At 64.4% G+C, this 20,496-nt stretch carries 12 protein-coding genes; 4 read left to right on the top strand and 8 right to left on the bottom strand.

All coding sequences use genetic code 11. The features are described 5' to 3' along the window. Positions 1 to 22: 22 nt before the first annotated feature. The 3 genes from bchO to bchI are packed head-to-tail and all read right to left on the bottom strand — an operon-like array spanning position 23 to position 3,560. On the bottom strand, positions 23 to 901 hold the full coding sequence (gene bchO / locus F7D01_RS11000) for an alpha/beta fold hydrolase BchO (RefSeq protein ID WP_215227597.1): 879 nt from the start codon (positions 899 to 901) through the stop codon (positions 23 to 25). Beyond that, positions 898 to 2,556 (bottom strand): VWA domain-containing protein, encoded by a 1,659-nt coding sequence (locus F7D01_RS10995; RefSeq protein WP_215227596.1) that lies wholly within the window; start codon positions 2,554 to 2,556, stop codon positions 898 to 900. The genes bchO and F7D01_RS10995 overlap by 4 nt, the downstream gene beginning before the upstream one ends. Beyond that, positions 2,553 to 3,560 (bottom strand): magnesium chelatase ATPase subunit I, encoded by a 1,008-nt coding sequence (gene bchI, locus F7D01_RS10990; RefSeq protein WP_215227595.1) that lies wholly within the window; start codon positions 3,558 to 3,560, stop codon positions 2,553 to 2,555. The genes F7D01_RS10995 and bchI overlap by 4 nt, the downstream gene beginning before the upstream one ends. A gap of 212 nt (positions 3,561 to 3,772) precedes the next feature. Between bchI and F7D01_RS10985 the strand changes: the two genes are divergently transcribed. After that, the gene (locus tag F7D01_RS10985) at positions 3,773 to 4,282 is read left to right on the top strand and encodes a flavin reductase family protein (RefSeq protein WP_251566764.1); all 510 of its coding nucleotides are present in this window, start codon (positions 3,773 to 3,775) and stop codon (positions 4,280 to 4,282) included. A gap of 279 nt (positions 4,283 to 4,561) precedes the next feature. Here the strand turns inward: F7D01_RS10985 and F7D01_RS10980 are convergent, their stop codons facing one another. Continuing rightward, positions 4,562 to 6,865: an EAL domain-containing protein gene (locus F7D01_RS10980; RefSeq protein WP_215227593.1), complete on the bottom strand. Its 2,304-nt coding sequence runs from the start codon at positions 6,863 to 6,865 to the stop codon at positions 4,562 to 4,564. 331 nt (positions 6,866 to 7,196) lie between these two features. On the opposite strand from F7D01_RS10980, the gene F7D01_RS10975 reads away from it, so the two are divergent. Then, positions 7,197 to 9,287, top strand: a complete 2,091-nt coding sequence (locus F7D01_RS10975) for a glycoside hydrolase family 97 protein (RefSeq protein ID WP_251566762.1) — start codon at positions 7,197 to 7,199, stop codon at positions 9,285 to 9,287. A 15-nt stretch (positions 9,288 to 9,302) separates the two neighbouring features. Here F7D01_RS10975 and F7D01_RS10970 read toward each other — a convergent pair whose 3' ends face one another. Both F7D01_RS10970 and bglX read right to left on the bottom strand, forming a co-directional pair. After that, positions 9,303 to 11,000, bottom strand: coding sequence for a sulfatase (locus F7D01_RS10970; protein WP_215227592.1), 1,698 nt, complete (start codon positions 10,998 to 11,000; stop codon positions 9,303 to 9,305). A gap of 7 nt (positions 11,001 to 11,007) precedes the next feature. After that, entirely contained in the window at positions 11,008 to 13,350 is a 2,343-nt protein-coding gene (gene bglX / locus F7D01_RS10965) for a beta-glucosidase BglX (RefSeq protein ID WP_215227591.1), read from the bottom strand. Between the two features lie 170 nt (positions 13,351 to 13,520). Between bglX and F7D01_RS10960 the strand changes: the two genes are divergently transcribed. Further along, a complete protein-coding gene (locus F7D01_RS10960) occupies positions 13,521 to 16,607 on the top strand; it encodes a TonB-dependent receptor (protein WP_215227590.1) in 3,087 nt (1,028 codons plus the stop codon). Between the two features lie 115 nt (positions 16,608 to 16,722). After that, positions 16,723 to 18,147: a glucoamylase family protein gene (locus F7D01_RS10955; RefSeq protein WP_251566760.1), complete on the top strand. Its 1,425-nt coding sequence runs from the start codon at positions 16,723 to 16,725 to the stop codon at positions 18,145 to 18,147. A gap of 11 nt (positions 18,148 to 18,158) precedes the next feature. Here F7D01_RS10955 and F7D01_RS10950 read toward each other — a convergent pair whose 3' ends face one another. Further along, positions 18,159 to 19,049 carry an endonuclease/exonuclease/phosphatase family protein gene (locus tag F7D01_RS10950; RefSeq protein ID WP_215227588.1) on the bottom strand — a complete coding sequence of 297 codons (891 nt, stop codon included), beginning with the start codon at positions 19,047 to 19,049 and terminating at the stop codon, positions 18,159 to 18,161. Between the two features lie 185 nt (positions 19,050 to 19,234). Continuing rightward, positions 19,235 to 20,278, bottom strand: a complete 1,044-nt coding sequence (locus F7D01_RS10945; RefSeq protein WP_215227587.1) for a LacI family DNA-binding transcriptional regulator — start codon at positions 20,276 to 20,278, stop codon at positions 19,235 to 19,237. Between the last annotated feature and the right edge of the window lie 218 nt (positions 20,279 to 20,496).

Here is a 20,496-nt window from a genome sequence, read left to right as displayed (position 1 = left end):
TGCGGGATCGGGTCGACAGAGATCATTCCCCGATCGCGTCAGCCACCACTCCCTCGATTGCCCGCGCGACCGCTTCGGCATCTTCTTCGTGGGCCAGATGCCCCAGACCGGGCAGCGCCCGTACTTCGGCGCCTTCGACCACCTTCGCCACCTCGCGCTGCTGGGCGGGCGGGACGAAGCCGTCGCCTTCCGGGACCAGCAGGGTGAGCGGTGTCTCCAGCTGCGGCAGGTCGCGCGCCAGTGCCTCCAAATCCCAGTTCGCCATCAGCGCCAAGGCGGCATCGACATGGCTCGAATGCCGGAACAGCGAGGCGTAAAGGTCGCGCTGGCGGGCGTCGATCCGCGAGCCCGTCTGCGCCAACATCCGGTCCACCGCGCCGGTGCTGCGCGCGCGCCATGCCATCAGTGATGGCACCAGCGGGTTGAGGAAAAGCAGCTTCGCCGCGGCCGGAAACAGGTGCCGCGCCGCGCCGCCTATCGGCAGGATCGCCCCCGCCAGCGCCACGATCCGCTCCGGCGCAATCAATCCGTCCAGCGCCATGCGCAGCGCGATTGCCGCACCCGCCGAATGGCCGAGGACATAGTGCGGGGCGAAGTCCTCTTCGCGCAATAGGTCCGCCACGGCGCGCGAGACATAGGGCAGCGACAGGATACCGCTGGCGCGCGGGCTGGTGAAACCGTGGCCGGGCAGATCGGGCGCAAGCAGGGTGAAACGTTCCGCCAACAGCGGCCAGATCGGCCCCCAGCTATGCGTCGCCGCGCCGGTGCCGTGGAGCAGCAGCATTCTCGGACCGCTGCCGCCGCGCTGGACATGCCAGCGATGGCTACCCGCGCGGACGAACGTACTCGCCTCGCGGTTCGGCCATGAGCGGCCCTCGCGCTGCCAGTCGGGGCGGCTCATGCGGCGCGGGCCCGGGCTTGCGCCGCGCTGGCAACACCCGAGAGCGCTTCGCGGTCGAGCCGGGGCAGCGCGTAGTACCGGGCCTTCATCGCCGCCGCGAGCTCGCGAACGACCGGGCGGCTGCGCGCGCCGCAATCGACCACCAGTGCCGGAATGCCGGACCGTGCGACGCTCTCCGCCACCGCCAAGGCGTCTTCCTGCGCCCGGGCACGGTCTGGCCGACCCTCCAGATCAATATTGCCGCCGCCGTCGGTAACGACGACCAGCAGCACCGCCCGGCCCGCCACGCGCGCGGCCAGCGCTTCGCGTAATCCCTCGCGCATTCCCGCGGCGAGCGGCGTGCCCCCTCCGCCCGCCAGCCCCGCCAGCAGGCGCTGCGCGCGGGCCAGCGAGCGGGTGCGCGGCAGGACTGTCTCCGCCTGCTCCCCGCGAAAGGCGACCAGCGCGGCCTCGTCCCGGCGGACGTAGCTCTCGGCGAGCAATTGCTCGACCGCACCCTTGACCTCGGCCAGCCGGGCCAGCGCCGCCGAGCCCGAGGCGTCGATGGCGAACACCGTCGCGCTGCGCTGTTGCGGCTGGCGCTCGCGATAGCGGATGTCGTCGCGCCGGATTTGCAGCCTCTCGCCCCCGCCTCGTGCCTGACGCGGCGCAGCGGCGATCAGCGTGCCGAGCAGGTCGAGCCGGCGCCCGTCGCGCGGCAATCCCTTGCGGCTGCGCCCCAGGCGCCCGCGCGCGGCCGCCATGCCCCTCTTCGCCGTGCTGCTGCCCGCCCCGGCTCCGCGCAATCCGCCGCGATGCGCGGAAGCGATGCCGGATGCCAGTGCCGCGGCCTGCGCCTCGACCACGATCTCGCGCGCGTCGGGCGGTGCCATGTCGTCGTTATCGTCGGTCTCGCGGGACCCGCCCCCGTCGTTGGTTTGCTCTTGCGGTTCCGGCTCCGGCGGTTCGCCTTCGGTCTCGGGCAAAGCCGTGGCGCGCGGTGCGAGGACGGTGCGGGCAACGAACCCGAACGCTTCCGCCCGGCCCCACAGCGCCGCCGCCGCGCGTGCGACGTTCCATGCGTGGAGCAGAGCGCGCGGATCGCGGATCGCCAGCCGCTCGCACGCCTCAGCTAGCGTCTCCAGGTCGGACTCGCTCACTTCGCCCGGCGCAGGTGTGGGTTCTCCGGCGGAAATGTCCGCCAGCGCCACGCGATGGAGATCGAGCAACACCGGCGCGCGGGCGGCCAGGGATGGCGGCAATGCCGCGTCGTCACCCTCCCCGCCCTCGTCGATCAGCACAGTCCGCGCGTCTTCGTCCGCCTGTTCCAGCGTAGCGGCGAGCAGCGCCGTGAGGTCGGGCCGCAGGCGCTCGCCCCCGGTTACCAGCAGGAGCTTGCTCCGCGCCCGCTCGGCAAGGGTGCGATGGCGCACCGTACGGCCGGTGGCCAGACTGGTGAACAGGTCCGTCTCGCCTGCCAGCGCGGCCACATCGCTTTCTGGCGACAGGCGGAGGATTTCGCGCCCGATGGTGCCGGTCACCCGCTCGAGAAAAGCGTCGCGCGCAAAGCCCGGCCGCGCCCTCACAACCACCGCGCCCAGCCCCGCGCCCATCAGCCGCGCAGCCATCATCGCGTCGCGCCACGCCCTCTCGCCGGCAGGGCCGTGACCGGTCACGCGAGTGTTTCGGCCATGGCGCGCTCGATCCGCGCCTTCGGGTCGCCGCTCTCTAGCGGATCGCGCCGCATCCGGTGCGAGAGCGCCAGGGGAGCGATGTCCTTCAGATCACTTACCGTGACCTCCCCCTTGCCTGCCAGCGCGGCGGAGGCGCGCGCGGTGCGCATCAGCACCAGTTCCCCGCGCAAGCCGTCTGTACCGAGCGCAAGGCACAGCCTCGCCGCCGCTTCCAGCACCTCGTCCGGGATCGTGATATCGGCCAGCGCCTCGCGGGCGTTCACGATCCGGCGTCGCACCGCCAGGTCCTTGCGCCGCCATGCCTTGGCGAACCCGTCGGGATCGCGGTCGTAGGCGTCGCGGCGTTTCACGATCTCGATCCGGTCGGCAAGGTCGGTCGGGGTAGTAATCGCGACCGAAATACCGAAGCGGTCCAGGAACTGCGGGCGCAGCTCGCCCTCCTCCGGGTTGCCGCTACCGACCAGCACGAAGCGCGCCGGATGCCGCACCGATAGCCCGTCGCGCTCGACCACGTTCTCACCCGAAGCGGCGACGTCGAGCAGCAGGTCGACGAGATGATCCTCCAGCAGATTGACCTCGTCGATATAGAGGAACCCGCGATGCGCACGGGCGAGCAGACCCGGTTCGAACGCCTTCTCGCCATGCCTCAGCGCACGTTCCAGATCGAGCGCGCCGGTGACCCGTTCCTCCCCTGCGCCGAGCGGAAGATCGACCATCGGCACCTGCCGCGCGACCGTCTTCGTCGGCTTGCGCTCGCGGCATTCCTCGCACCATGCGGAAACCGGCGCCGGGGCGCAGCCGAACCGGCAGTCCGCGTTTGCCTCGAGCTCAGGGAGAAGCGCCGCCAGCCCGCGAATGGCAGTCGATTTGCCTGCGCCCCGGTCGCCCATCACCAGTACCCCGCCCAAGCTCGGATCGACGGCCGCGCACAGCAGCGCGTGCTTCAGGCGATCCTGACCAACGATGGCGGAGAAGGGAAATGGCAAGCGAAACCTCTTGGCAACGGCGCGCGAGCCCCGCGCGCTCCGGACATGCGCAAGTGTCGCATCGCATGGACATTTCGCAAGGGAAATCGGTCTGGCTGAAATGGCGGTATTTGCCCTACGCGGGGTAGCCGGTCTTGCCGCCGGACCTGGCGCGCCCTACCCTGTGTCCGATGGACGAGAATACGCCCGCACAGGCAAACGAGATGGATACAATGAGGGACGATCGGGACCTCGCCGGGCGCCTGCGCTCGGCATTGCGCCGCCTGCCCGGTCCCGTGTCGCTCATCACGACCTGCGATCCGCAGGGCGATCACCCGGCGGGAATGGTGGCGTCGGCGGTCATCCCGGCCAGCATGGAACCGCCATCGATGCTGGTGGCGATCAATCGGATGAGCACAACCCACGGCGCCGTGTCGCGCGCCGGGCGGTTCTGCATCAACCTGCTCGGCACTTCGCAGACCGGCTTCGTCGGCCTGTTTTCGGACAGCACGCTGCGCGAGGAGCGTTTCCGCTCCGACGAATGGGGATTCGCCGAGGGGGTGCCATATCTGACGTCCGCGTGCTCGAACCTTTTCTGCCGCGTTGACGAAACGCTGGTGTTCGGCACCCATGAAATGTTCGTCGGTACGGTCGAGCGCGTGATCGGTGGGGATACGCAAGAGCCCGCCGAGCCGCTGGGCTGGCTCGAGGGAGATTTCGCGAAGCTCGGCCGCCTTGATTAACGCAATCGGCCGTTAACGAAGCATCGACCGAATCGGTCTGGATCGCACCTAAAACCGCAAACTCGCAACCTCCGAAACGAACAAGGGCCCCGAACGGGGCCCTTGCAAATCGTATCTTTTCAGCGACTTGTTACTTGCGGCGACCGCCGAAGAGATAGTCCCAGATATCGAAAATGGCGATAAGCATAGCAAATCCTCCTGTTGTGAGGATTTACCTTATGTTTACCATTTCGGTTTGTAAAGTGTTAACCTTTCGCAGCGTGCGCTTACCTATCCCATCTACCCTGCGATCTGCTGCGCTCCTAAAACCGATGGTTTCGCCGCAACGCATCTTTGCGCAACCTCGTCCATACCCATCGGCCGAGCCAGCACGAAGCCCTGAACGCGGGGGGATCCCGCCTTCTCGAGCATGCGCAGGGTCGCCTGATCCTCCGCCCCCTCGGCGACCACGTCGATATTCAGTTCCTTGCCGAAAGCGCAAATCATGCGCACCATGGCCAATGCCTTCTTCGAAGTGCAGATGGCCTGCGTGAAGACCCGGTCGATCTTCACCTCGCTGAAGGGGTACTTCAGCAACGTCTCCATCGTCGCCGACTGAACTCCGAAATCGTCGATAGACCACCGCACGCCGAGCGAGGCGATCTCGTTCATGACGCTAAGAGCGACTCGCTCATCGATGATGCGCCAGCTTTCGGTAACTTCGAGAACGAGCAGAGATGGGGGGAAGCCGCTTTCGTCGAGAGTATCGCGCACGATCCTGACCAGGCGGTGGTCGTGCAAAAGCGTGGCCGACACATTCACCGACAGCTGCAGGCCGTCGACATTGGCCTCGCACATTTCCCGCATCGACTGGCGCAGCACGGTCTGGGTGATCGCCTCCATCCGCCCCGCTTTTTCGCACTGGCCGATGAATTCGCCCGGGGAGATCACCCCGCGTTCTTCATCGATCCAGCGGACCAGTGCCTCCACACCGTGCAGGCGATGATCGCTCCCGGTGAATTGCGGCTGGTAGACGGGAAAGATGCGGCCTTCCGCCAGTGCCTTGTCGACCTTGTGCTGAAGCGAGAGGCTCCAGATGCGATTGGGCGAAGTATTCGCTTCCGCGAATACCACCGGCAGATCGGCCAGATTGGTCGCATTGACCGCCGAGCGCGCCTGGGCGATCTTGGCGGACGGGTTCGCCTCGGAGGTCGCATCGATGCCGAAGGTGACACCGATGTCGATCGGTACGTCCTCCACCTTGATCGGTTCGGAAAACAGCGCGCGAAGGCCAAGTAAATGGCTCTCGAGATCCTCCCGAAGCATGGCCGGGGAGATCCATGCGAAATGGCTGCCCGAAACGTACACGGGCATCCGCGGATCGATCACGCGGAAACGATCCGCCAGCCGCTTCGCGTATTCGGCCTGCTCCTTCGGCCCCACCGCGGCGAGCACGGTGTCGAAGTTCTGCACCTTCGCCACAACGAGCGCGCTGTCGAGAGGCGCGTCGGACAGTTCGTCTTCCAACGCCTCGAACGTCGGTAGATTGAAGCGCGGATCGAATTTGCGCGCGCTCTGACGCTGGGCGTTGAGGAGTATCATTCCGCCCGCAACGAGCAGATACATGAATGGACCGCCCATGCGCATGAGAATTCCCACTTGAGGGCCAAGCACGGGCAGCACTATCGTCGCTATAACGCAGCCGAGAAAGACCCAGCGAGTCAGGCGAGGTTGACCCCGCGACACCGCAAAGGCGATGACTAGGCCGAGCAGGAGTACCAAATACCACGCGGTGACGAAGACCGGCGGCCCGGCCAAAAGGGTTTCGGCTGCCAGTATCGTGATGAAACTCGCAGGAATATCGAGGTGACCGGGTATGCTTTCCGTCTCGTCCATGGGACCGACGACGATAGTCTTACCCTTGAGCTTTTCGGCCAAGGTTTCGCGCGGCAGTTCAGCGAGCTGGGCAGCATCAAAAGCCCCGATGCTGGAAATGCGGTAACGATAGTCGATGAAGAAAGGCCGCGACGAGCCAGGGTTGACGCCTGCTATGGCGCTGGCTGCAGCAATCTCTTCTTTCCCGCTCACCGACAGCTTTCGGGGTGCTTCCCAGCTGTAGCCCATGAAGTCGTGATATCGTTCGTTGGGAACCGAGCGGGCGGAACCCCTGATATCAGGGCTCGTCACACGCACGCGGGCGTTTCCTTCGAAATCGTCGTAAAGCTTGTCAATAAAAACTATGTTCGCAGAGTTGCGAGCTACAGCGGCGGCTATCTCTCGGTCAATATCTGGAAACGATGAAGCCGGGACCGGCACATGGACATAGATCGCCCTGGGCTCCGCCTCGTTCAAAAGCTCGAGCGTATCCAGCAATTCTCGCCGGGCCACTTCACTCTTCGCTTCCGCTGGGTTCTCGGTCAAGCCAACGAAAACATTACCGCCCGAAGCGTCTCTGGGTGCGTGAAGATACTGGACGGCGTACAGGAAATTATCGATCGGCTTGAACAGGCTTAGCGCGCTCAACGCGGCCACGATCGCGGCTGCGATGAGCAACCGGAGCGCCGTCTTCCCTGGGGTCAGGGCTGGCTTGTTCTTGCGCGTCATTCGCATGGCCGATAGTTTCAGACCGAGCGATAGGACTGGAGGGTAAAAACGCGGTAAACGCCGCGGCAATACTTGATCGAAGGGCCGGGTCGGTGCTTTCGACCAGTTAAGCTCCTCGTCGAAATATTATCCGAGAACTGTTGCAGCTTATTTCTGCCTCGAAATCCGCCCACCTGAACACTCTCCGCCGCGAATGGTGCCGCCTCCACCTCGCACCAGCGATCAGCAAAACCGCGATGTAACCGGTTGCACCCGAAAAGCGCATGGCGCAGAACCCCAGAAGAAAGCCGTCGGCACAAGAATGCGCGATATCCCGGGAGAGACAGTCCAAATGCCTATCACCATGCCGCACGCGCGCTTGCGTTCGCCGACCCGCTGGACGCACCCGGCGCTGGCCTGTTTCGCCGCGTTGATGCTGCTCGCCCTTCCCTCGGCCGCCGTCGCGCAGGGCGACCCGGACCATACGGCCTGCTCGCCCGACGGGACGCTGTGCTTCGCCCTCGCCATCGAAGGTGGGATCGCAACCTATCGCGTCGACCGCGAAGGCGCGCCGGTGATCGTGCCGTCCAAGCTGGGTTTCCAACTGCACGGCGGGGGCAAATGGCAGAACGGCATGGAGCTGGGTGAAGCCACGCGCGCCAGCCATGACGAGACTTGGGAGCAGCCCTGGGGCGAGAACCGGCTGGTCCGCGATCGCTATAACGAGATGCGTGTGCCGATCGTCGAACAGGGGCGTGCCCAGCGGGTGATCGACCTGGTCGTGCGCGTGTTCGATGGCGGGGTCGGCTTCCGCTACGAATTTCCCGATCAGCCGCAATTAGCTGACGTAAAGATCGACGAGGAACTGACCGAGTTCAATTTCGCCCCGGGCGGGGATGCTGGGCCGGAGGCGTGGTGGATACCGGGCGGCGAGTGGAACCGCTACGAGTACCTCTATCACCATACACCCGCCAACCAGGTGGGCATGGCCCATTCCCCGATCACCTTCCGCCGACAGGACGGTCTGCACATATCGATCCACGAGGCGGCGCTGTCGGACTATTCGGCGTTCTGGCTGCAACGGATCGACGGGCTCCACTTTCGCACGTTCCTGGCCCCGTCGTCGCAAGGGTCGAAGGTCCACCGCGCTGCCCCGTTTGCAACCCCGTGGCGCACCATTACCGTCGCGACCGACGCCCCCGGCCTCTACGCAGCGTCCGACATTCTCCTGAATTTGAACGAGCCCAATCGGCTGGGGGATGTAGGGTGGGCGAAACCGCAGAAGTATGTCGGCATCTGGTGGGCGATGCATCTCGACAAGTGGAGCTGGAACGACGGGCCGAAGCACGGTGCCACGACGCAGCACACGCTCGACTACATCGATTTCGCGGCGGCGCACGGCTTCGATTCCGTGCTGGTGGAGGGTTGGAACAAGGGCTGGTGGAGCGAGAGCGGGCGCAATTTCCAGTTCGCCGAAGCATACCCGGATTTCGACATGGATCGCGTCACCGCCTACGCGAAAAAACGTGGGGTGGAGATCATGGGCCACCACGAGACCGCCGGCAATGCCGGTCTGTACGAACGCCAGCTGGACGAGGCGCTCGATTATTACGAGCGCCACGGCATCCATTCGGTCAAGACCGGTTATGTGGCCGACGCGGGTGGCATCCTGCGCGAGGATCCCGACGGGACCGAGCAGTGGGAATATCATGACGGCCAGTTCATGGCGCGCCATCACGTGCTGGTCGTGGAAGCGGCAGCGCGGCGCCACATCGCGGTCGACGCGCACGAGCCGATCAAGGACACTGGGCTGCGCCGCACCTATCCCAATATGATGACGCGGGAGGGCGCTCGCGGCTTCGAATATATGGCCTGGGGCGAACCACCCAACCCGCCTTCGCACGAGCCCACGCTGCTCTTCACCCGGATGCTTTCGGGTCCCTTCGACCTGACACCCGGCATCGTCAGCCTGGAGGGCCGCGACGGACGGCCGCTACCCAACACACTCGCTCGGCAGCTGGCCGATTACGTCGTGATCTACTCGCCGCTGCAGATGGCGGCGGACCTGCCGGAGAACTATCTGAAGCGGCCAGACGCCCTCGCCTTCATCGAGCAGGTGCCGGTCGACTGGGAGCAGACGCGTGTGTTGGAGGGGCAGATCGGCGAATATGCCGTGGTCGCTCGCCAGCGGCGCGGGGGCGCAGACTGGTGGGTCGGTGGGGTGACCGACGACCATGCGCGCAAGGTCGCGATCGATCTGTCCTTCCTCCCCGCGGATCGGCCTTACGTCGCCGAGATCTGGCGCGACGGCCCGGGCGGCGGCATCGACGGCGACCGCTTCGCCATGGTGCGCGAAACACGCCGGATCAATGGTGGAGACAGCCTACCCATCGAGATGATGGCCGGCGGCGGCTTCGCCCTGTCGCTGCGTCCTGCCAACTAGCGCAAGCGCCCGAAACTAATGGTGCGTGCCTGCCGCGGCGTGTGCATCGCGGCGGCCCTTGTCTCGCGCGGTTTCGGAATCGAGCGGCGCGTCGACCGCCGGGCCATCGCTGTCGCGATACTGCGCCCGCAGCGCCACCAGCGTGTCCTTGAGCTCCGCGATCTTCGCCCGATAGGCCGGGTCGTCGATCCGGTTGTGCATCTCGTCCGGGTCGGTCGCGAGATCGTAGAACTCCCACTCGTCGATATCGCCGTAGAAACGGATCAGCTTGTAGCGCTTCGACTTCACGCCGTAGTGGGCGCGCACGGAGTGGAAGCCGGGATATTCGTAGTAATGGTAGTAGATGTCCTCGCGCCAGTCGGCAGGTGGCGTCCCGTCGACCACGTCGCGCAGGCTGCGCCCCTGAATCGCCTCGCGTTCGGGCAGACCGGCATAGTCGAGGAAAGTCGGCGCGTAGTCGATGTTCTGCACCGGCACGCTCACGCGCGAGCCCGCCGCGATATGGCCGGGATACTGCATCAGCAGCGGGGTGCGCAGCGACTCCTCGTACATGAACCGCTTGTCGAACCAGCCATGCTCGCCAAGGTAGAAACCCTGGTCGGAGGTGTAGATGACGATCGTGTTGTCCGCGAGCCCGGAGCTTTCCAGCCAGTCGAGCAGCCGCCCGACACTGTCGTCGACCGCCGCAACCGTACCCAGATACTCGCTCATATAGCGCTGGTATTTCCACAGCGCCATTTCGCGCTCGTCCAGATCGGCGGCGTTCATGGCGTCGTTGCTCGGCTGCAACGCGCCGAAATAGGCCTCGCGCTGCTCGGGCGTCATGCGCGCGAAATCGTCCTTCCACGGATTGTAGCGCAATTCGCGGCTACCGACCTCGGTGGTCATCTTGAGATCGTGACCCTCGTACATGTCGCGGTAAATGTTCATCTCCTGCGCCGCGGCGGCAGGGCGACCGTCGTAATGGTCGAAATAATTGGTCGGGACCGGAAATTCGGTGCCCAGATAATCCTGCAGGTGGCGTATCGCCGGCATGAAATTGCGATGCGGTGCCTTGTGATGCACCAGCAGGGCGAAGGGCTTTTCCGGATCGCGTTCGCGCTTCAGCCAATCAAGGCTGTAATCGGTGATGATATCGGTGGCGTAGCCTTCGACGACGCTACGCCCCTCCGGCGTGATGATGTCGGGATTGTAGTACTTGCCCTGATCGTCCAGCACCTTCCATGTGCCGATTCCCGCCCCTACCGGCGAATAGTTCAGGTGCCATTTGCCGAACAGCGCGGTGTCGTAGCCCGATTGTCCCAAGGCGCGAACCCAGTTCCACATGCCATTGTCGAACTTCTGCCCGTTCTGCGTGAAGCCGTGCATGTGGCTGAACAGGCCGGTGAGCATGGTCGCCCGGCTCGGTCCGCACAGCGAGTTCACCACATAGCTGTTCTCGAACAGCGCCCCGTTATGGGCGATCCGATCGATATTGGGCGTCGGGGCTAGCTTGGAGATATCGGAGCCATAGGCCGATATCGCCGCCTGCGCGTGATCGTCCGACATGATGAAGATGATGTTGGGACGCTTCGCCGTGGCCGGTCGTTCGATCGCGCTCGCCTCGGCGGCGGGCGAACGCGGGGTATAGCTATCCGCATTGCCGGACGCGACGCTCGCGCAGGCCGCCAGAGTGAACGAGCATCCCGCGACCAGGGTCAGACGCAGCTGCATCGCCGCCCTACTCCGTCACGGTGAATTCGACAGGCGTGGCGGCGTCGGCGCCCGAACGCGGCGCGATCCACAGCCGGAACTCGCCCGGCTCCCAGCCATAGCTCATGTCCTGCCGGGTGAAGGCGAGGTCGGCGGGCCTGATCGTGAACTGCACCGTGCGGCTTTCGCCCGGTTGCAGCATGATCTTTTCGAAGCCCTTCAGCATCTGCACCGGCCGGGTGACCGAACCTACCAGATCGCGGACATAGAACTGCACGACCTCCTCGCCCGCGCGATCACCGGTATTCGTGATCGTCGCGCTGGCGGTGATGGAGCCGGTTCCGTTCATCGTCGGCGCGCTTAGGGTTACAGGCGAGTAGCTGAAATCGGTGTAGCTGAGCCCATAGCCGAAGCGATAGAGCGGCGTGTTTGGCGTATTCAGATAGCGCGAGACGTATTTCGCACCCGGCGCGCCGAGCTCGATCGGGCGGCCGGTGTTCTTCGCATCGTAGTAAATCGGCACCTGCCCGACGGTGCGGGGGAAGGTGACGGGCAGCTTGCCCGAGGGATTGTAGTCGCCGAACAGGACATCGGCGACCGCCTTGCCGCCCATCGTCCCCGGATACCAGGCATGCAGGATGGCCGCGACGTGCTCGTCGGCCCAGCCGATCGAATTGGGTCGGCCGCTCATCATCACCAGCACCACCGGCTTGCCGGTCGCTACCAGCTGTTCCAGCAGGGCTTCCTGATTTCCGGGCAGGTCGAGCGAAGTGCGGCTCGCGGCCTCGCCCGTCATGTCCCATTTTTCCCCCATGACCGCGACGATCACGTCGGAACGCTTTGCCAGCGCCAGAGCCTGGGAAAAGCCGTCGGTCGATCCGGCGGCATCGAATTCGTAACTCGCGCCCTTGGCGTAATCGATCGAGACGCCCTTGGGCGCACGTTCACGCAGGCCCTCCAGCACCGTTACCGGGCGCGTTCCGCGATCGCCCGCCGCCGCCCAGCTGCCGATCATGTCCGGCTTGCTGTCCGCCAGCGGCCCGATCAGGGCGATCCGCCCAGCCGAAGCGGCGAGCGGGAGGGCGTTATCCTCGTTCTTCAACAGGACCATGGACTTGCGGGCCACATCGCGCGCCGCTTCGAGGAAATCGGGACGGTATAGTGTGGCCTTCTGCCGCGCCTCGTCGGCATAGCGGTAGGGGTCCTCGAACAGGCCGAGCCGGTACTTCGCCTCCAGGATGCGGCGCACCGCACGGTCGACGGTCGCGATGTCCACGCGCCCGTCTTCCACGGATTTCGCCACGTTTTCCATGAAAACCGCGCCTTGCATGTCCATGTCGACACCGGCGTTCAGAGACTGCTCCCCGGCCTGCGCCAGATCCTTCGAATAGCCGTGCGGCACCATCTCGTTGATCGAGGTGTAATCGGTGACGACGAAGCCATCGAAGCCCCATTCGTCGCGCAACACGTCGGTCAGCAGGTACTCGCTGGCCGATGCCGGAACCCCGTCGATCTCGTTGAAGGAGGTCATGACACTGGCGACCCCGGCGTCCACCGCCGCCTTGAACGGGGGCAGGTACACGTCGCGCAGGGTGCGGCGGGAAATGTCGACCGTGTTGTAGTCGCGCCCGGCCTCGGCAGCGCCATAGGCGGCGAAATGCTTCACCGTCGCCAGGACCGTATCGGTCGCCCGCAGGTCGTCGCCCTGATAGCCGTGTACGCGGGCGCGGGCCACCTGGCTGCCGAGATAGACGTCTTCGCCCGCCCCTTCGGAAATGCGGCCCCACCGCGCATCGCGCGCGATGTCCACCATGGGGGAGAACGTCCATTGGATGCCCTCCGCGGCAGCTTCCGCGGCGGACACATGGGCAGAGCGCTCGATCGCTTCCATGTCCCAGCTGGCCGCCTCGCCCAGCGAAATCGGGAAGATCGTGCGGTGGCCGTGGATGACATCGTACCCGAACAGCAGCGGAATGCCGAGGCGCGTCTCCTCGACCGCCAGCCGCTGCAACTCGCGGGTGTAAGCGGCGGTATAGGCGTTGAACATCGCCCCGACCCGGCCTGCGCGAATATCCGTGCGATAGGTATCGCGCAGGGTCGGCCCGGTGGATTCCCAGTCGCTGGTCAGCAAGGTCAGCTGACCGACCTTCTCCGCAAGAGTCATGCGCGCCATCAGGTCGTCGATGAACCGGTCCATCTCCGGATCGGACTTCGCCCAGGCGGGCTGCGCCTGCGTCACCGGCACGGTGGTGGACGCCGCGTTCGTCGACTGGCCGGCGGCGCTGCCGACCCGCTCCGCCGGCACGGTCGCGCAGGCACCCAGAACGACTGGGCTGACCGCCACCAAAGCGGCGAGACTGATATGACGCATAACTCTCCTACTCCCCCAGAATCGGCCTGGCGCGGTTCGGCCCGCGCGGATTCGCTGATTTCGATGTCCTCTATACAGGTCAGTTGAAACCGGTTACAAGCCCGCCGATAACGATTTGATTCGAGGTAGCCGGCGCTGAAGCCGGTACCTTCGCACAGGGGAGGAAGTACATGAGGGGTTTCAACCTTTCCGCCGGCTCGTTCGGGACCGGCAGCCGTTCGGCACGTCGACTGGCCGCGGCTCTCGCGCTCGGCGTCGCAGGCAGCGCAATCGCCGTGGCGACCGCCGTTCCCGCCCACGCCCAGGAATCCAGCGCCTCGTTGCGCGGCAACGTCCAAGGCGCGAGCGAAATCACCGCGGTCGAGGTCAATACCGGGTTCCGTCGCACTGTTCCCGTGTCCGCCGACGGCACCTACAACTTCGCGCAGCTGCGCCCCGGAACCTACCGGCTGGAAATCACCACGCCCAACGGTGTGCGCCAGACGGACGAGTTCACCCTGCTGATCGCGCAGGACGCGGTACTCGATTTCGACGATATCGCCTTGGCTGCGACCACTCCCGCTCCCGGGGATACGACCTCGCCCAGCGAAACGACCGGCGCGGAGATCATCGTCACCGCGGGACGTATCAAGACCAATGAGGGCGGCGAAGTCGGTGCGAACATTACCCAGCGCGAAATTTCAACGCTTCCGCAGAACAATCGCAACTTCCTCGCTTTCGCTGACCTCGCGCCCGGCGTTCAGTTCGTCAATCCCGACGGCCAGTCCCGCATTCAGGGCGGCGCGCAGGACAGCCGTACCGTCAACGTCTTCATCGATGGCGTGGGTCAGAAGGACTACGTCCTGAAGAACGGTATCACGGGCCAGGATTCCTCCCAGGGAAATCCCTTCCCGCAGCTTGCGGTGGGCGAATACCGGGTCATCAGCTCCAACTACAAGGCGGAGTTCGACCAGGTCAGCTCCGTCGCCATCACGGCGGGCACGAAATCCGGCACGAACGAATTCCATGGCGAAGCGTTCATCGATTATACCGACCAGAGCCTGCGGCAGATGACCCCGCTGGAGAAGTTCAGCATTCCGCGTCGTGAAAAGGTTGAAACAAGGGATATGCAGTTCGGCGGAGCGCTAGGCGGTCCGATCATCCCCGATGTCATGCACTTCTTTGTCACTTACGAAGGTAAACGAATAGAACGTCCAATTCAGATCACGCCCGGGTTCGGCCTGCCGGTAACATTCTTCCCGGAAGAATATCAGGATGTGTTCGGTTCGACCAATTCGACCTTCAACGAGGATCTGTATTTCGGCAAGATCTCGGTTTTGCCTGCTTCGGGCCATCTGATCGAGGTTTCGGGCAAGTATCGCGACGAAAGCGGCGATTTTCTCGGAAGCGGCAGCAATTCTCGTTCCACGCTCAGCTTTCAGAACGTCAAGGAATTCCGCGGTCTGCTGCGCTACGAGTACAGCGCCGACAATTTCATCAACGAGTTCAAGGCGACCTATGAGGACGTGAAGTGGGCTCCGACCCCGGCCGAGTTCGGCAATTCGCTTCAGTTCAATTACGCGGCGCCGAGCGCCACCGACCCCACCGTGTCGTCGGGTGCCAGCAACATCCTGCGTGTGGGTGGCGGTTCGAACTATCAGGACAAGGGGCAGAAGGGTATCGGCCTGCAGGACGATTTCACCTGGATCGGCTTCGAGAACCACACCATCAAGGCGGGCATCAAAGCCAAATGGGTCGATCTCAATTCCACCCAGCTCAACAACTTCAATCCGCGTTACGAGTTCAACGCGGTCTATAATCCGGCGACCGGCACGTACATCACCGACGGAAGCTTCTTCAACGATCAGATACCCTATCGCGTCCAGTTCGGATTTCAGAACGGACCCGGATCTTCGGTGGTCGAGTCCAGCAACTTCCAGCTCGGCCTCTACATTCAGGACGACTGGGACGTCACCGATCGGCTTACGCTGAATCTGGGCATCCGCTGGGACTACGAAGAGACCCCGGCCTACCTCGATTACGTCACCCCTGCCGACGCGCGGGCGGCGGTGTCGCCCGCCAACTATCCGAACCTGATCAACGCCGACTACGACATCAACGACTTCATCACCGACGGGACCCAGCGCAAACCGTTCAAGGGCGCTTTTCAGCCTCGGGTCGGGTTCTCCTATGCGCTGGACGCCGATCGGACATACGTAGTTTTCGGCGGGTATGGGCGTTCCTACGATCGCAACCAGTTCGACTTCCTGCAGCAGGAAATCAGCGTCGGGGCGTTCACCACGCGGACGTTCAACTTCATCACGGGTGACCGGTTCAATACCTGTTCCCCGGGTGCGACCTGCGTTCCGTTCGATCCGATCTATTTCACGCCGGAAGGGCGCGCACAGCTGGTACAGCAGGCCGGATTCGGCGGCGGGCGCGAATTGCGCTTCATTACCAACGACCTGAAGGTTCCCTACTCCGACCAGTTCAGCCTCGGCCTGCGCAGCCAGCTCGCGTCCATGTTCGAAGCCGAAGTCGGCTACACGCATATCGAGAGCAAGGATGGGTTCGCCTATCTACTCGGCAACAGGCGTGCGGACGGCAGCTTCTTCGCCCCGGCCCCGGCTGTGCCGAGTTCCCCGTTCGGCTTCGCACCTCCCGGCTTCGGTTCGATCATCATCGGCACGAACGGGCTGGAGACGCGGTCCGACAGCGGATATCTGAAGCTCGTCAAGCGCTACACGCAGTTCTCGCCCTGGAACCTGACGGCGACCTATACCTATACCGACGCGTCGGAAAACCGTGGCTTCAACGAGACGTTCGCGCTCGATTTCCCCTCGACAGAGGACTATCCGTTCGTGACCTCCAGAGGGGTGCGCAAGCATCGCCTGGTAATTGCCGGTGCAGTGGATCTTCCCATCGCGGTGACGCTGTCGGGCAAGTTCCAGATCGCATCGCCGCCCTATATCCAGAGCTTCGTGAGCACCGGGGGTGCGAACCCCACGCGCGACGTCATTTCCAACGAGGCGGCGTCCAACGGTGATCGTTGGGGCTTCCGGCAGCTCGACCTTGCGATCACGAAGTATATCCCGCTCGGCTTCCTGACCGACCGCACCCGGATCAAGCTTCGCGCGGATATCATCAATGCTTTGAACGATCGTAACTATTCGAATTACGTGACTAATCCGACGGCTACCAACTACCTTTCGCGCACGGGCTTGGGCACGGATGGCCCTCCCCGCACGCTGAAGGTTTCAGCCGGGTTCGAATTCTAGCTCCTCCTTGCGCCGCCGTTCCTCTTCATGGGGACGGCGGCGAATTTTCTTTTGCGGAGCATGCATGCGCCGGAATTGCTTTCTACCCGTTCTCGCTCTTCTCGCTTCCGGTTGCGTGGGCGTATCCCCTCCCCGCGACGTGCCACCGCCGCCAGCGCCAGCCGCGGTCGAAGCTTTTTCCGAAGATCTCACGCAGCGGACGTTTCGCTACTTCTGGGAGACCACCGACACCCGGATGTGCCTTGCCCCCGATCGCTGGCCCAGTCGGACCTTTTCCTCGATCGCGGCGACCGGCTTCGCGCTGACCGCCTACGGCATCGGGGCGGAGCGCGGTTACGTCACCCGGGAGGAAGCGGCGAAGCGCACCCGCGACTGCCTGAAATTCTACTGGGACGCGCCCCAGGGTGCGGCCGCCAAGGACATCACCGGGTACAAGGGCTTCTTCTACCATTTCCTGAAATACGACGACGGAACGCGGCACGCGACCACGGAGCTTTCCACGGTCGATACCACGCTGTTCCTGGGCGGTGCGCTGTTCGCGCAGAGTTATTACGATCGCGACGATCCGGTCGAAGCGGAGATTCGCGATCTCGCGGAGCGCATCTACCGCCGGGTCGAGTGGGACTGGGCGCTGCGTGGCGGCACCGGAACGAAGGCGCGCAACTATCCGGAATCGCAAGGAATTACCATGGGCTGGAAGCCCGAGGATGGCTGGCAACCCGCCGATTGGGTCGGGTACAACGAGGGTATGCTGGTCTATATCCTGGCGCTCGGCTCCCCTACCCACCCGGTCGGCAAGGCGGCGTGGGACAAGGGATGGGCCGCCCGGCTGGATGAAGACTGGGGGAGCTACTACGGCTACGAACATCTCCAGTTCGAGCCCCTTTTCGGCCACCAATACAGCCATGTGTGGGTCGATTTCCGCGGCATCCAGGTCGAATTCATGCGTGGAAAGGGCATCGATTATTTCGAGAACAGCCGTCGCGCCACGCTGAGCCAGCGCGCCTATGGGATCGACAATCCCAACGACTGGAAGGAATATAGCGGCGACCTGTGGGGCTGGACCGCTTCGGACGGCCCCAAATATTCGCGCGACGAATATACCGTGAACGGCAAGCTGCGAACCTTCTTCACCTATACCGCGCGCGGTGTCAGTTCGGTCCGGGTTGTCGACGACGGCACGATCGTCCCCACGGCGGCTGGGGGCTCCATCCCCTTCGCACCCGAAGTCACGATCCCTGCCCTGATGGCGATGCGCGATCGATATGGCGATCGCGTGTACGACAAGTATGGTTTCAAGGACGCGTTCAATCCCAGCTTCACCTTCACGCAAGCGGATTCGCGTACCGGCCCGGTCGACCCCAAGCTCGGCTGGGTTGCGGCCGACCATCTCGGCATCGACCAGGGCCCGATCCTGGCGATGATGGAGAACCATCGCAGCGGGCTGGTCTGGCGCACCATGCGCAAAAACCCCCACATCCGGCGTGGGTTGGAGCGGATCGGCTTTACCGGCGGGTGGCTCGACCAACCGCAGCAATAGTGCGCTCGCTCTTACCTCGCGGGTAGGCGAAGCTGCACTTTGACGGGGTAGTGGTCGGACGGGAGCCGCCCGCCCCACTGCTGGGTGATCACCGAATAACCGTCCACCGCGATGTCGGGCGAGACAAAGATGTGGTCGATAGGCGTTCCGCTATCGCTTTCGATATCGAAGCCGTTGAAGGTTCCTCCGGGTCCGTAGGGCGGCGTGGCGCTGGCGGTGCGACTGTCGAGCAGCCCGTCGCTCCCTGCGCCAGTAAGGATGGAATAAGGCGTACTGCCGGGCGGTGCATTGAAATCGCCCATGATCACCGTCGGGGTGTCGCTGCCCGCCCCCTCCCCCTCACGCGCCCAGCGCAGGATCAACGCCGCGCCCCGCGCGCGCGCGGTCTCGCCATTATTGTCGAGGTGCGTGTTGAGGACGCGCAGAACACGTCCGTTCCGCCGATCGCGGAGCAGCGCCCAGGTCGCGATGCGGGGGTAGGCCGCGTCCCAGCCAAGACCGGGCACGGCAGGCGTATCGGAAAGCCAGAACGTACCCCAGTCGAGTAAAACAAAGCAATCCTCGCGCCAGCCGATCGGCGAGAATTCGCCGCCTTCGCCCCCGTCGTCGCGCCCCACCCCGACCAGCCGGTATCCGGGCAAACCTGCCCTGAGGTCGTTCATCTGGCCAAGCAGGACCTCCTGCATTCCGATGACGTCCGGCGCCTCGTGGCCGATCAGAGCGATTGCCAAGTCACGCCGCTTCGGCCACGCAGCGGGTCCATCGGAGGCAAGATCGAGCCGGATGTTGTAGGTCATCGCCGCGAGCGGTTGGGCGCGCGATACATCGCCTCGGGACGCGCCCGGCCAATGCGCACAAGCGGAGAGCGCCAGCGCGAGCAGGCAAGCGATCAGTAACCTCATGCGACATTCTCCCGGCCGAGCACCGCGCGTTGCTTTTCACGATACGGCACCGACTATTCCAGCTTCATCCCCTGGCGCTTCCGCTCACATGTCCGGCCAGCAGCATTGAACAGAACCGCACCGCTCCGGCTATACCACGGCCACTCTCGCCATGGCCTCGCGAAGATCGAGGGCCATGGCCGGTTTCATCCACCGCGCAGCGTGGCCGTCGCCTTGGGGCCCGGCGAACCTCTCTCGGCTTCACCGGTGGAACCGCGCGTTACGATATCTGGCACCAGGACGCGGCCATCCTCACTGCCCAGCGCCTCCCCGCCCATCATACGGAGCAGGAGCATCGCGGCCGTCGATCCCAGCCGGGCGATGTCGGAATGCATCGTGGTCAGCCCCGGCGCCATGTGGCGCGCCATCGGGATGTCGTCGAAACCGGCCACCAGCACGTCCTCCCCCACGGCGATGCCGCTTTCGCGCAGGGCCGAAATCGCGCCCACCGCCATCACGTCGTTCGCCGCGAAGATCGCATCGACCGGCGCACCGTCCGCCAGCAACATGCGCACCGCGTCCTCTCCCGACTGTTCCCTGAAATCGCCCGGCAAAACCAGCGGCTGGCGTTCATGCAGATGCTGCTTCATCGCATCGAGGAAGCCACGCTGGCGCTGGAACGCGTCGCGATTATGGCGGGGGCCGGATATGTGGACGATCCGCTTGCATCCCAGGCCGATCAGATACTCCGTCATCTTGCGAGCGCCGTGGTAGTTGTCCACGGTGACGAAGGGTTGCGTGTGCGCACCCGGTTCCACATTCAGCAATACCGTAGGAACGAAGCCCAGCGCCTCGGTCGTCAGCGGCTCCGACACGCCGTTCGGCGGCATCAAGAGTATCCCGTCGACCCGGCCGCGCATTGAGCGGATGGCGTTGGTCGTCTCGTGCAGGCTGCCGTGCATGTTGCCGAGCAACATCTGCTTCCCGGCCCCGTGCGTAATGCGGTCGATCCCGCGAATGATCTCCGAGAAGAATTCGCCGAACAGGTCAGGCAGGATGACGCCGATCGTGTGCGTTCTCTGGCTCGTCAGGCTCCGCGCCCCGCTATGGGGTACGAATTTGAGCTCTCTCGCCGCAGCCTCGATCTTCTCCCGGGTCTTCGCCCGGACATTGTCCTGCCCGTTCAACGCGCGCGAGACGCTGGCGATCGACACACCGGCATGCTTCGCTACGTCACGGATTGTTACCATCGTGCCCGCCCTTCCTCACGCGGTGTGTAACCGCTTCCCCCAACCCCGGCAATCATCCCGCATCCAGCGTCGGCGACCGCCCTTTACGATAGCAGCTCGTGATACTGTCGCGCCGGACGCCAGGGCGAGATTGACGCCGTTTCGATCGGCGTGTCTTACTGAATGAAAGTGCGTTGCCAAGAAATGGCCGACAAGCTCACGGCCACGGGCGGCTGGAA

Source organism: Erythrobacter sp. 3-20A1M (assembly GCF_018636735.1).
GTDB lineage: Bacteria > Pseudomonadota > Alphaproteobacteria > Sphingomonadales > Sphingomonadaceae > Alteriqipengyuania.
Note: the sequence above shows the minus strand (reverse complement) of the source record. Positions and strands in the feature narration are given on the sequence as shown.

What these genes read in the sequence shown, in the direction of transcription:
- F7D01_RS10945 (WP_215227587.1), bottom strand. Translation starts at nt 20,278, where the DNA reads ATGGTAACAATCCGTGACGTAGCGAAGCATGCCGGTGTGTCGATCGCC.
- F7D01_RS10985 (WP_251566764.1), top strand. Translation starts at nt 3,773, where the DNA reads ATGAGGGACGATCGGGACCTCGCCGGGCGCCTGCGCTCGGCATTGCGC.
- F7D01_RS10975 (WP_251566762.1), top strand. Translation starts at nt 7,197, where the DNA reads ATGCCTATCACCATGCCGCACGCGCGCTTGCGTTCGCCGACCCGCTGG.
- bchO (WP_215227597.1), bottom strand. Translation starts at nt 901, where the DNA reads ATGAGCCGCCCCGACTGGCAGCGCGAGGGCCGCTCATGGCCGAACCGC.
- bglX (WP_215227591.1), bottom strand. Translation starts at nt 13,350, where the DNA reads ATGCGTCATATCAGTCTCGCCGCTTTGGTGGCGGTCAGCCCAGTCGTT.
- F7D01_RS10960 (WP_215227590.1), top strand. Translation starts at nt 13,521, where the DNA reads ATGAGGGGTTTCAACCTTTCCGCCGGCTCGTTCGGGACCGGCAGCCGT.
- F7D01_RS10980 (WP_215227593.1), bottom strand. Translation starts at nt 6,865, where the DNA reads ATGACGCGCAAGAACAAGCCAGCCCTGACCCCAGGGAAGACGGCGCTC.
- F7D01_RS10970 (WP_215227592.1), bottom strand. Translation starts at nt 11,000, where the DNA reads ATGCAGCTGCGTCTGACCCTGGTCGCGGGATGCTCGTTCACTCTGGCG.
- F7D01_RS10950 (WP_215227588.1), bottom strand. Translation starts at nt 19,049, where the DNA reads ATGAGGTTACTGATCGCTTGCCTGCTCGCGCTGGCGCTCTCCGCTTGT.